This is a genomic window from Aneurinibacillus thermoaerophilus, assembly GCF_900099925.1.
Lineage (GTDB): Bacteria > Bacillota > Bacilli > Aneurinibacillales > Aneurinibacillaceae > Aneurinibacillus > Aneurinibacillus thermoaerophilus.
The window spans coordinates 1-12,216 of record NZ_FNDE01000056.1; the positions used below are offsets into that span (position 1 = coordinate 1).

The following is a 12,216-nucleotide window of genomic DNA, read 5'->3' on the forward strand; positions in this document are numbered from 1 at the left end:
CCTTTACAAAAGAAAAATGATGTTGAATTTGAGTTACAAGCACGTCTCAAAGAAATACAAGAAGAAGGGCACCAATTGTTAGAGATAGAGAGGAATAATGTCGGAGAAATCGTTATTATTTATCGACAGTATTTTTACGATGGAGACGATGACGATTTAATTAATATCGAAGCCATTGTTATTACCAAGGACGGAGTAAGGGTTCCTTATCCGATTATGCATGTAATCAGGAGAGAAAAGGATCGAAGTTTATATATTGCCGACATTAAGGTGCTAGGCGAAAGTATAAATAAAGGTTATGGCTCCTTAATGATGAAACATCTTTTAGATATAGCCAAAAAAGATAAAGAAAGAGTAATGTTTGTAACAGGTAATATGAGTTCTGAAGGTGATGAACATCGTCAACGTCAGATTCATTTTTATAAAAAGTGTGGATTTATCTGTCACGAGGAAAAGATTTTGTGGATAAATGATGGGATTGAATTATCTACTGAGCAAATCTCAGATGTGTTCAGCCGTATTGTATTAGCTGATCCTCAAGTTTTTGGCATTCGAGAATAATGGCGTACATCTGGCGTGAAAATGGCGTGATTTTGGCAGGAGATTGGCGCGTTGTTTTGAGATAGGGGTGGTATGATGATAGTGTCAGAAGATAAGCGAAGGGGCCGTTCCGGAGAGGGACGGTTTTTTTATCGGAATTTGACGACAAGTGTTAGTCATAAGAATCTATGTTTTGGTGCACAATAAAAGGGAGTAAAGATATAGGGGGATGGATATGGTAGTAAAAGTGGTTATGCCGAATCCTAAAAGCAATTGGGAGTCATGCATACAAAGATATTGGCAAAAGGAAAAAGAGAAGTGGGAGCAGAGAAAGCAACAGCAGAAATAAGCATCGGTTAATCCGGTGCTTTTTATTTTGCCTTGGAGGTGGGTGGTGATGTAGATGGCAAAGGGAAAATGGCAAGAGTGGGTGACGCCAGAAGGGCTTACGTTGCTTGAAGGTTGGGCACGTGATGGCCTGACAGATGAGCAGATAGCTAAGAACATCGGTATTAGCACATCTACTCTTTATGAGTGGAAAAAGAAGTATTCGGAGATTTCGGAGGCCTTAAAAAAGGGAAAGGAAGTCATTGACCTTGAAGTTGAGAATGCTCTGTTGAAGCGTGCTCTTGGCTACCGTTATGACGAGGTAACAAAAGAAAGGTGTGCTATTCGGGATGAGAACGGCGAAATCGTTGGCTATGAGATGGTTGTCACCAAGGTAACAACAAAAGAAGTACAGCCAGACGTGACAGCGCAGATATTTTGGTTGAAGAATCGTCAGTCGGATAAGTGGCGGGATAAGCAAAATATTGAGCATAGCGGCCAAATCAATCAAAAAATGGACATGTCAGGTTTGTCGGTCGAGGAGTTGAGGCGTCTTGCAAAACTTGACCAGTGAAGCAAGGATACAGATTGCACAACAAGCGCGAGAAGAATTGGCCCGCCGTTCGTACCGTGATTACGTTGAACGTGTGCATTTTGGTTCCTACACGCATTTCCGGCATACTGAATTGATTTGCCAGCACCTACAACCGATTGCAGATGGCGAGCAACGTTTCATCATGATTGAGATGCCGCCACGACATGGTAAGTCCATGACGGTGACGGAGACGTTTCCGAGTTATTACATCGGAAGGAACCCCGGCAAGCGCGTTATTGCCACATCCTACGCTGATTCGCTGGCCCGAAAGTTCGGGCGGTTGAATCGGCAGAAAATCGAGCAGTTTGGTCAGCAGTTGTTTGGTGTCGAGATTTCTTCTGAGAATGCAGCAAGCAACAACTGGTCATTAGAAGGTCATCACGGTGGCATGATTGCTACCGGTATCGGCGGTTCAATCACTGGTGAAGGCGCAGACTTGCTTCTAATTGACGACCCGTTTAAAAATGCGGAAGAGGCCAATTCGCCAACCATTCGCGAGAAGGTATGGGCTGAGTGGGAAAGCACACTATCTACACGCTTGCATAAAGGCGGCAGTGTCATCATCATCATGACACGCTGGCATGAAGATGACTTAATTGGCCGTCTGCTTCAACGAAGTCCTCATGATTGGATTCGTCTACGTCTCCCTGCTATCGCGGAGGATGAGGATGACTTGTTGGGACGTAAACTTGGTGAAGCGCTTTGTCCGGAACTTGGATTTGACGAGGAATGGGCAGAAAAGAAAAAGATCGAAGTTGGTTCACGTACCTGGGCAGCGTTGTTTCAGCAGCGGCCAGCACCGGAAAGCGGAACGATTATCAAACGCGAATGGTGGAAGTTTTATCGACAGGCACCGTCACACTTTCATGAAATGCTACAGTCTTGGGATTGCACCTTCAAGGACGCTGATTCCTCTGACTATGTTGTTGGGCAAGTGTGGGGGCGCATTGGTGCGGATAAGTACCTGCTTGACCAGGTGAGAGCGAAAATGAATCTGCCAGCTACGTTACAGGCCATCCGTACAATGTCGGCTAAGTGGCCGCTGGCAATCCTGAAGCTGATAGAGGACAAGGCAAACGGTCCTGCTGTTATTCAGATGTTGAGCAGGGAGATTGCCGGATTGGTTGCGGTAAACCCGGAAGGTGGTAAGGTTGTTCGGGCACAGGCGGTATCGCCGGAGATTGAAGCGGGCAACATTTTTCTTCCTGACCCGAGCATTGCGCCGTGGATACACGATTTCATTGAAGAGTGTTCAATGTTTCCGAACGGGAAGTATGACGACCAGGTGGATGCAATGACACAGGCTTTAGCACGTTGGCACATTGTTGAGCCTGAAAAATTCGTTGTCGCTCCGTTTATCGGTGGCATCAAAAGGGGGTGAGAGAAGGAATGGGATGGTTTGATAGATTCCGCAGGAGAAAAGTAAAGCAAACGGTTGAACGTGCAGTACGTTCGGCATTACGCGGCTTTTCTAGTGGCAAACAAACACAGCATCGCTGGGAGCAACAATTTGGCTGGTACGAAAACATTATTAAGCGTTCGGAGTATCGGCAGAAGAACGTCATGGAGAAGTTGCGGATTATCCGAGACATTAACCCTGATGCGTCCATGGCGATATGGAACTTCCTGCGCTTGGGGAATAGCGGTCATGAGTTGGAATGTCTAAATGCAAAGGGCAGCCCAGATAAACAGGGGCTGGAACTGCTGAACGATTTGGCAAAACGTGTAGGTCGATTGTATGGCGGCGGCATGGATCAACTCATCAACGTTTTATTGCTTACTGGGTACACGCAGGGTGCTATCGCATTGGAAGTCGAGCTGACAGAGGGGATTGACGATGTAGTGGATTTCCATGCTGTTGACCCGTCCTCAATGGAATTCCGGCGTAACAATGAAACTGGTGAGATGGAGCTTGTGCAGAAGCAGACAGATGGCCGATATAAGGTGCTGAATCCTGAGCAGGTATTTTACTATCCGTTCGACCCGGACATTGGCGACCCATACGGCAGGAGTCCGATACTTCCTATTTTGCAGATTGTTTTCTTCCAAGTGGAAGTGCTGAAAGATTTAAAGGCTGTAGCCCATCATCAAGGGCATGCACGACTTGATATTTCCGTGGTAGAAGAAGCGATTATGAAGAACATACCGCAATTCATCTTAGCTCAAGGACAGGAAGCGGTGATGAAGTTTGTTGCGGATTACGTTGCGCAGATACAAGCGGACTTTAATAACTTAAAACCAGATGATAACTTCTTCCACACGGACAGCGTGAAAGTCGATATGGTCGGCGGAACGAATGGCAAGTCGATGGATGTTACAAAAATCATTGATGTGATTAACCAGCAGATTGTCACATCGCTCAAGCAGTTACCTATCCTTCTTGGGCGCAATGAGGGCACTACAGAGACACACGGTACCATTCAATGGCAAATTTATGTCGCCGGCATTGAAAGTATACAGAGGGGGGTTAAGCGTCTTTTAGAGCGTGCCTATAACGTTGCTTTACAGGTGTATGGCCGACAAGGGAGTGTGCGGCTGAAATTTGATAGTCTCCGTACAACCGACCGACTCAAAGAGGCGCAGGCCGAGGAAGTTGAGACTCGTACCAAAATCACGCAGGTGCAGCAAGGTTGGATTACCAATGATGAGGCGGCGCTCGAAATGGTAGGGCATTCAGCCGCAGGAGAGCCACAAGTTCCTTCTTTAGGTATAGCAAGACAGCGCAGTAGGCATACAGCAGGCAAGAGAGCACCTAAAACACGTGCCGAAGAAGATGAGTATGTCAAAGAGATTCCCGTCTCTTGGGCATCTGACGTAGCAGAGCTTACTACACGCGCAGGAGATGCCTTCTATAGCCTTTTGCAAAGTCAGTTAGACTTCTATCTTGAACGTCTCAGAAACGCGCCAGAGATGCCTACAAGAGCGCTTGTAGATATCGAAAGAATGCGAGTCATTCATACAAGAGAAGACCAACCTGAGCCACCGCCTGAATTTATAGAGTGGGTGGTCGTCAACATCCTCACAGCGAGTGGTGAGCAGTTGGAGCTTTGGACAGAAACGGGACTCACATGGATGGAGCAAGCGGCGATTCTAGCCGGACAAGCGACGTTGCTTGAACTGGATCTCGATATTGATTTTGACTACCAGGATGAGGGTCTGCTGCGTTGGCTGACGAACAGAGCAGATGAAGCGGTCAACTTGATTCAGGGTGTCACTGATAGAGAAGTCATCATGACGCTGTGGGATGTGGCGTATGAGGGCAATTATACGATTGCGAAGTTTGCTGATGCATTGCAAGAGTCGCACGCTTTTAGCAGAGACAGAGCTGTGCGTATTGCTCGGACAGAAGTGTTGAACGCTGGACGTGCGGGTCAGTACCACGCTGACAAACAATCAGGTATTGTTATAGGCAAACAATGGATGTCAGCACATCAACCGAATACGCGGGATGGCCATAGGGAAGCTGACGGACAAATAAGAGCTTTTGATGAACCTTTCCACGTCATGAACGCTGACGGTCAGGTGGAAATGCTAATGTTCCCTGGTGATACATCGCTTGGTGCTAGTGCAAGTAATATCATCAACTGCCGATGCTGGTACAAGCGGATTCTGCAAGGTGAGGAAGACTTGCTGAAAGGGGGTGAGTAAATTGGGCGAGGAAGTAAACGTGATTCATTTGCCTGTGCGGGTCATTACCGAGACTCAGGAGAATATCGATTTGGAGCTTATCAACCGGCAGACGCTGGAGCCTGTGACACTGGATGAAGTCTTCACATTCTCCGGGAACTGCTCGAATGACCGACTGGATGCCTATTTCACGAAGATGGACCCGGTGACAACGCTTCGGAACTATGTAGAGGACTTGAAAGCGGGTGTCAGTCTGTTGGAAGGCCACGACATCCGAAAGAACCCGTATGGTCGTTCTTATGACGGCGCACTGATTCCGGCTAGCGACGAGCCGGGAAGCTATAATGCAGCGCGTGGACATTGGTACATCATACGTGATTTAGTCATTAACGGTGTTAATACGAACGATACTATTCGTGCTATAAAAGCAGGCATCATCCGAGATATGTCCGTTGGTTTCGGCGGCAGTGACATGTGGTATCGATGCAGCTCCTGCGGTCGGGATATGTGGGATTGGGAATGCCCTCATATTCCAGGGCTTGAAGATGAGAATGGCCGGATGACATTTGCCTGGGTCGTGAACGCACGACTTCGGGAAGTATCGACGGTGTATAAGGGTGCTACGCCGGGCGCATACATTGAAAAAGCACGGCAGTATGTGCAACAAGGCCAGCTATCACAACAGAATATCCATACCTTAGAGCGTCAATTCCAAGTTCGATTGGACGATGGGAAACGCTCATTTTTTATGTCCAAAAAGGAGAGTGAAGGAAACGTGAATCTATTAGAGCAATTGCGACAAGCGCTGAGAGAGTGCAAAATCGAAAAGCGTGCTGTATATGAAATTCTATCCTCAGAGGGTGAGGTCTTTCGTCAACCGGATGACATCGCGCTACGCAACGAACTAGGTGACGCGGCCACCGTAGAAGGTGTTCGCCAACTGAAGAAGGAAGCAGAGCAAGGGCGGCAGTATGCCGCTGACTTGATTGATAAAGCTGTACAGGCTCGGGTTCGTGCTCAGGGTGAAGGATTCGACGCGGAGAAGTACCGTTCTATGCTTGTGCGTGCGAATGATCTTGACTTCGTGAAAGATGAAATCAAGTCGTATGAGGAAATGGCAAAGCAGCGCTTTACACCTGGTCGTCAGACAGAACAGGAGCCACTTGAACCGACATCAGCTCCAGCACCTGCACGTCAGGCCGCTGAGGAAGAAGACAATATTTTCTTATCGTAAGGAGATGATTTGAATGTACGGAACACGTCCGGGCGGTGTATCGCCCCATTCGTTTGGTTTACAGGTAACGGTTTTGGTCCCGACAGCAACAGAAGCGGAGCCGATTAGCACGGGAGATAACTTGAAGTTTGCAACATCCGGAGCGTATCACGCAGCTCCTTGCGCCGATGGGGATGTAATTCAGTTGAAGGCATTACACCCGGTTAAAGACGGGAAAACACCGTTGGGATGCCAGCTTTATGGCTTTTCTCGCATTGATAAGTTTGTTTATACCGGTGCTGACTTAGCGATCGGAGATTCGATTGTTGCCGCAGGAAAAGGCACAGTCAAAAAAGCGACGGTTGCAAATGGCACGGTTGTGCTGTTTGTAGATACAGCAAAGAAAATTGTAGAAGTGGCAATGCCATAGGGAGGGGATTTAGTTGAAGATTAAAGTTAGAAATCGAGCAGGGCAAGAGGTAGAGATTTTTGCTGGTAGTGCGATGCGCGCCTATTTGAATGAGAAGTATAAGCGTACCGACTCTTTCGCGGTTAAACGCTATCTGGCAGAACATAACGTGTCACTAAAGGAAGTCATTCGGGTGCTCGGTATTGAAGATATTAACCGAGTAACGGCTGGTTCTATGCTCACGAATGACGGTACAAAGCCGTTGTTTAATGCTGTAGTAGAAGATGGCCTACGCATCGGCTGGGAAAAGGAATCGAACTGGCAGGCGCTTGTGGCAAAAAACGTTACGGCAACCCAGCTTTCTCAGACATACTACTACCTGGAGCATGATGAAGACGAGGTTGCGCTGCGCGAGATCGGTCAGGGTGCACCGATTCCAGTCGGTACCATTAAGGTTGATGGTAAGTCTATCATGATGCATAAGCGTGGCCGTGGAATTGAATGGACAGATGAGTCGAAGGCGGCAAATATTGACCTTGTTTCTCTCTGGCTGATGAAGCTAGGGAAGAAGCTGGGGCGTGACTATGAAAATACAGCGATCCATCGCTTGCTGAATGGATATTTTGAAGACGGCTCGGATGCAGCGCCAGTGTTGGGCATCAAGACAGCTAACGATCTGAAACTATCTGACCTGTTCTACGCAGCGAAGTACATGGAAAACGAGCTGGGCTATACACCAAAACGCATGGTGATGAGTTTGGAAACAGCAACGAAAATTACGGAGATGACGAACGGCAACGGCGCGTACCTGTTTGCTGATGAAATGAAGAATGGTCAATTTGCCAGCGTTCTTAAAGCACCGCCGTTTATTAGCAGCATGATTCCGGACAATCGCATTATGTTGGTAGACACGTCATTTGCGCTCGTTCGTTACACGTACAAAGAGTTCGGTGTAGAATTCGAACGCTCGGCCAAGACGCAGGTAGAAGGCTCTTACGGTACAGAGATTTCCGAGTTTGTGCCATTCGAAAAGAATGCACGCCTGATTATTGCACTTGACCAGGCGAGATAAGGAGGGATGAAGCTTGGCTACTGCTAAAAAAGAAGAAAAGAAGCTGTACCGACTAAAGAACCCGAAGACGCAATATGCGGAGGGTTCTTTTTCTTTGGTTGGCGACCAGGAGAAAGAGTTGCCACCGAATCCATCAAAGGAACTGCTTGCCCGTATCCGTTCCGGCTTCATTGTTGAGGTGAAGTAGGATGCCATATGCAACAATGCAGGAAGTACGGGACCAGACCTCTTTTCCAGAAGTGAAAGCATTGGAAGATGGGAAGTTAACAGGCTACATTGAACGTGCAGAAAGCTGGATTCACCGGGCAACCGGCCGGAAGTTCCGGGAAGAGACGGACCCTGACACACTCTCTGAACTCCGTACAGCCGTTGTATTGCTTGTGGAATATCTTTGGTATCATGACCATCCCGATGTCAGGGAAGGGGCTTTATCGCAGGTAGAAAGCGAGAAAATAGGTTCTTACTCCTACAAAGTGAGTGGTGCTGGAGACACTGTACAGGAAATGGAGTTTCAAGCGACCCACACTGGTATTCAAGAGCTTGACTCAATCCTCGAATCTTTGAAGGTGCAACCAGTGCAAGGTGCTCTCTTCTTCTCCATTTCGGGTCCATCGCGGGTGAGAAACAGTGAGGTTTGAGCGTCATCTTATCCACCGTTGCACACTGATAAATCCTGGACAGGTAACGGGGCAGGACCCATATGGCCGGGACATTGTTGAAGATGTGCCGATTGAGAATGTGCCTTGTCGATTGGATCAGGTTAAGAAAAGGGTGTCTGTTGATGAAAGAGGCGTTGATTTCATCGTGGAGGACATTTTTTTTCTTCCTGCTTCACAGATGGTTGAACCGAGTATGAAAGTTCGAGATATCAAAGATGCACAGGGTAACATGATTGCTTCCGGTGTTTTCGGGTTCCAAAATATTAATCCGGTGTATGGGCGAATTCGTTTGCATCACTATGAAGTAACCCTACAGAAAGAGGGTGATACAGATGGCTAAAGGGGATATTACTTTTGAAGTTAAAATGGATAAGCAGGCCGTTGATTATTTTAAGAAAACAGCGCCAGAGAAGCTAAAACTTGCACGCAGAAACGCTGTGGTAGCTGCTGGTATGGCATGGGCAGATACGGCCAAGGAAATTACGCGTGATGACAACCATATCGATACCAGTCTATATGTCAACTCCATTGGCTATGTCACAGATATCCCTCCTACAAACAAGTCAGGTAAACCAGGTAGGCAGGCTACGCAAGCAGATGTTATTTATGAAATTACAGAGGAACAAGATCGGACGGTGCTGGCTATTGGTTCGGGTGTTGAATATGCCGCTGTACTTGAAGGGCGATACAACATCTTTGCACGTGCGTTGGATACGGCGCAAGATCGAATGCAAAAGGTTGCTCAGATACAGATACAAACCACACTGTTTGGAGGGACGCGATGATTGACTATGTTGATCCGATTCCTCCTGTTGTCCAGTTCTTGTCTGCTCGAATATCAAAAATGAAGGTGTATGGCAATACATTCCCTCAAATCCCTGTTTTGCCTGTTCTGCTTGTTCGGAGTGCTGGGGGGGATAGTTATACTCGCCTACAACTTATTTGCCGAGCAAGCAAGGATTACGAAGCTATGCAAGGGCTTATACAGGCGATGAATATCCTGACACGCGCAGCAGGGCAGATTCAAGGGCTGCGTGTTCAGTGGTGTGAGCCAGAGTCGAATCCGATTCTTACAACGGATACAGATACAGGAAAACCGGAAGCGTGGTGCTATATGCGTTTAGAACACATCGAAGCATAAGGAGTGACGAAAGTGTCAGAGCAAAAGGAAAGAATACAAAAATCCGCAGAGAAGCCAGCGGAAAAGGTAAGAAAGATTAAATGCGAAGGCCCTATTCATGAAACGAATGGGGCCTCAATTTTTAGGTTACAGAAGCAAAGAGGAAGCCTGGATATTTACCCAGGGCAAATTTTAACAATTGGCAATGAAATTACAAAAGAGGAAGCTGAGCAATTGCTTGCAGCTACTTCTTGGAAATTCAGTGAGGTGAAATAAAATGGCAGATATCTACAAAGTAAATTCAAGCAATATTGTTGGTGGCCCTGGTCGTTTGGTATGGGCACCACATGGTACTCCTGCGCCAACAAAAATCAGTGACGTAATGGATATGGCGTTTCCGTATGACCTCAAAGGGCCGTGGAAAGACCTTGGTGCGACGTCTGAAGGGATTGAGATTTCACGCGGTTTTGAAGAAGAAGAATTTGAGGTTGACCAATATAAGGGGCCAGTTGATACCGAAATCACCCGTTGGACACACACGCTAAGCACCCAATTGGCAGAAAATACACTTGAGAATCGCCAGCTTGCGCTTATTGGTGGCCCAATCATCGAGACACCTCCTGTTTTGGGAACGGCTACGAAATTAACAAGTGCAATTGTAGAAGGCGCTACCGTTCTTTCATTAGCTGGAACCGCTGATTTTAAAGAGGGTGGCTGGGCAAAAATCGGAAATCAAATTGTCAAAGTAAGTAAGATTTCAGGTAGCTCCTTGTATCTGTCCGACCCTGTAAAAGAGGCTGCGGCAGCAGATGTAGACGTGTTCCCGGTGACAGAACTCGGAACAAAGCGGATCGGATATGGTACAGCTGATGTTGTGCCGTTCATTATGTTGGCACTAATTAGCCAGAAAAAAGACGGTTCCTTGTATATGGCTATATTCCGAAAATGCAAGGTTTCTGGCGATGAAAAAACACAGACATTTTCCAAGGATAAGCGCTTGTTGCCTCTTGGACTTCAAGCCTTCCCAGAAGATGGTGTGCCAATTGAAGAAAACGTATATTACGAATTGGAAGAGGTGCGATAATCTATGAATACGATTCTGCAATCTATGGATGTTGGCCCTATCGGAACGGTGACACTATCAAACGGCGCGGTGCTTGAAGTGCCACGTCTAACCAATGCGAAGCTTATCAAAATCGTCAAATTTATTGGCGTTGACGGTATGAAGCTATATAAACAATTCCGGTTTATCATGAGCGATCCGACAATGGACGAATCGGAAAAGTGGACAATGTTCTTTATGAACCTTCCAGAAGAAGTGGTTGTCCGCGTTCTTGCTATTTTATTGGATATTGAAGCTGAACAAGCGTTGCAACTTGACCCGGTAGAAACACTTGAGATTATCGAAGTTTATGTTGATAAAGCGAACTTAGGAAAGGCTTTTACGAGTGTCCGGGGTCTGGCGAAGAAACTATTCAACATCGAGATTCCGGACATGAAGACTCTGCTGAAACGCTTCGAAGAACAGACTCCTGGGAACGAATCATTGAATTCCTCATCAGAAGAATAGAATTCGTTTCTTCTCATTTTGGCTACACAGAAGAATACGTACTAGAACATTCACCGCATTGGCTAAATCGAAAATTCTGGCAAGCCATAAAAGAGAAGCGTGAGGCTAATCGTCAGCGTATCATGGAAGGTGCGCAAAGCCTGTTCATCTTGGTTGACAGCATATTCAACAAAGGGAAAGGGTTAAAAGATATTTTGCCAGATAACGACCTTAAAAGAGTAAACAATGAGAAAAAGGAAAAGCAATCGCAATATGTAGCGAATGTATGGTGGAAGCCTGGGCAAAAGTAAACGCTCAGGCTTTTTCTATTTCTCTTGGAAAGGAGGGGATAACGTGTCTAATAATGTAGGCGGCGCTAATATCGAAATTACAGCAGATGATAGGCAGGCCCGAGCAACCCTTAATCGTTTCGGGAATGAATTAGAACGTTTTGGACGCATGAGCAAAGGTTTTGCAAACGCTGGCTTCTCGTATTTTGGACGCATGACGGAAAAGATTCGTTCAGCACATGCGGCCTTACAAGGAACGGAGCATGTACTTAAAAACATCACGCAGCGTTTAAATGATACGTCAGGCTCTTTCAAACGTTTTAGTGATTCTGCAAATAATATCCAAGCACAATGGGCGTTTAGCGAAATCGAGAAAGCAATTCGCCGAACACGTACAGAACTTTCGATGCTTGGATTCGGAAAGACAAAGACAGAGATTCAAGCACTTGAAGGCCAATTGTATAACTTTGCAAACACACGAATGGACAATCTGCGCGACCAAATTAAGCTCACCGAACGGGCATTAGAGCAGATGAAGAAAAGCGCAGATGCCTCCAAGTATGCAGAGGAAATCAAAAAGGCAGAGGCGGCACTAGCAAGCTATAAGAAGCAGCTCCAAGATGTAAATGCCGTGCAGAAGATGGCCGAGGTCAACGGCTATAATGTCATGAAGGCTTTCGGCAAGGATGTATTTGTAAAACCGTTAGAAGGCTTCCAACGGTTCAAAGCGCAGGTAACAGGCTTTTTCAATGCTGACCTTGCTATGCTTGCAGGCAAGACGTACAAAACGATTGATGGAGCGGCCAAAGCCATTG

17 protein-coding genes are annotated in these 12,216 nt (G+C 46.7%); all 17 read left to right on the plus strand.

The window, feature by feature from the left end:
- Window positions 1-561: GNAT family N-acetyltransferase (locus BLR88_RS17560; protein WP_091261415.1), on the plus strand; the 561-nt coding region annotated here is incomplete at its 5' end.
- 382 nt (window positions 562-943) lie between these two features.
- Window positions 944-1,441, plus strand: coding sequence for a transposase (locus BLR88_RS17565; RefSeq protein WP_091261417.1), 498 nt, complete (start codon window positions 944-946; stop codon window positions 1,439-1,441).
- Window positions 1,422-2,843: a phage terminase large subunit gene (terL, locus tag BLR88_RS17570; protein ID WP_091261419.1), complete on the plus strand. Its 1,422-nt coding sequence runs from the start codon at window positions 1,422-1,424 to the stop codon at window positions 2,841-2,843. Before BLR88_RS17565 ends, terL begins: the two co-directional genes overlap by 20 nt.
- 8 nt (window positions 2,844-2,851) lie before the next feature.
- Window positions 2,852-5,110, plus strand: coding sequence for a phage minor head protein (locus BLR88_RS17575; RefSeq protein WP_091261422.1), 2,259 nt, complete (start codon window positions 2,852-2,854; stop codon window positions 5,108-5,110).
- 1 nt (window position 5,111) lies between these two features.
- Entirely contained in the window at window positions 5,112-6,323 is a 1,212-nt protein-coding gene (locus BLR88_RS17580) for an HK97 family phage prohead protease (protein ID WP_091261424.1), read from the plus strand.
- A gap of 13 nt (window positions 6,324-6,336) precedes the next feature.
- Entirely contained in the window at window positions 6,337-6,732 is a 396-nt protein-coding gene (locus BLR88_RS17585) for a hypothetical protein (protein WP_091261426.1), read from the plus strand.
- A gap of 13 nt (window positions 6,733-6,745) precedes the next feature.
- Window positions 6,746-7,783: a phage major capsid protein gene (locus BLR88_RS17590; protein WP_091261429.1), complete on the plus strand. Its 1,038-nt coding sequence runs from the start codon at window positions 6,746-6,748 to the stop codon at window positions 7,781-7,783.
- A gap of 13 nt (window positions 7,784-7,796) precedes the next feature.
- Complete coding sequence (locus BLR88_RS19775; RefSeq protein WP_175493676.1) at window positions 7,797-7,970, plus strand: hypothetical protein; 174 nt, start codon at window positions 7,797-7,799, stop codon at window positions 7,968-7,970.
- Window position 7,971: 1 nt separating this feature from the next.
- Window positions 7,972-8,421, plus strand: a complete 450-nt coding sequence (locus BLR88_RS17595) for a head-tail connector protein (protein WP_091261431.1) — start codon at window positions 7,972-7,974, stop codon at window positions 8,419-8,421.
- Window positions 8,411-8,782 carry a hypothetical protein gene (locus BLR88_RS17600; protein WP_091261433.1) on the plus strand — a complete coding sequence of 124 codons (372 nt, stop codon included), beginning with the start codon at window positions 8,411-8,413 and terminating at the stop codon, window positions 8,780-8,782. Before BLR88_RS17595 ends, BLR88_RS17600 begins: the two co-directional genes overlap by 11 nt.
- Window positions 8,783-8,807: 25 nt before the next feature.
- The gene (locus tag BLR88_RS17605; protein WP_139185020.1) at window positions 8,808-9,227 is read left to right on the plus strand and encodes a hypothetical protein; all 420 of its coding nucleotides are present in this window, start codon (window positions 8,808-8,810) and stop codon (window positions 9,225-9,227) included.
- Window positions 9,224-9,583, plus strand: coding sequence for a hypothetical protein (locus tag BLR88_RS17610; RefSeq protein WP_091261438.1), 360 nt, complete (start codon window positions 9,224-9,226; stop codon window positions 9,581-9,583). Before BLR88_RS17605 ends, BLR88_RS17610 begins: the two co-directional genes overlap by 4 nt.
- A gap of 12 nt (window positions 9,584-9,595) precedes the next feature.
- Window positions 9,596-9,838: a hypothetical protein gene (locus BLR88_RS17615; RefSeq protein WP_091261441.1), complete on the plus strand. Its 243-nt coding sequence runs from the start codon at window positions 9,596-9,598 to the stop codon at window positions 9,836-9,838.
- 1 nt (window position 9,839) lies between these two features.
- Window positions 9,840-10,646, plus strand: a complete 807-nt coding sequence (locus tag BLR88_RS17620) for a phage tail tube protein (RefSeq protein WP_091261443.1) — start codon at window positions 9,840-9,842, stop codon at window positions 10,644-10,646.
- A 3-nt stretch (window positions 10,647-10,649) separates the two neighbouring features.
- Window positions 10,650-11,132, plus strand: a complete 483-nt coding sequence (locus BLR88_RS17625) for a hypothetical protein (protein WP_091261446.1) — start codon at window positions 10,650-10,652, stop codon at window positions 11,130-11,132.
- 122 nt (window positions 11,133-11,254) lie between these two features.
- Window positions 11,255-11,422, plus strand: a complete 168-nt coding sequence (locus tag BLR88_RS19780) for a hypothetical protein (protein ID WP_175493677.1) — start codon at window positions 11,255-11,257, stop codon at window positions 11,420-11,422.
- A gap of 43 nt (window positions 11,423-11,465) precedes the next feature.
- The coding region (locus BLR88_RS17630; protein ID WP_139185021.1) for a hypothetical protein at window positions 11,466-12,216 on the plus strand (751 nt) is incomplete at its 3' end.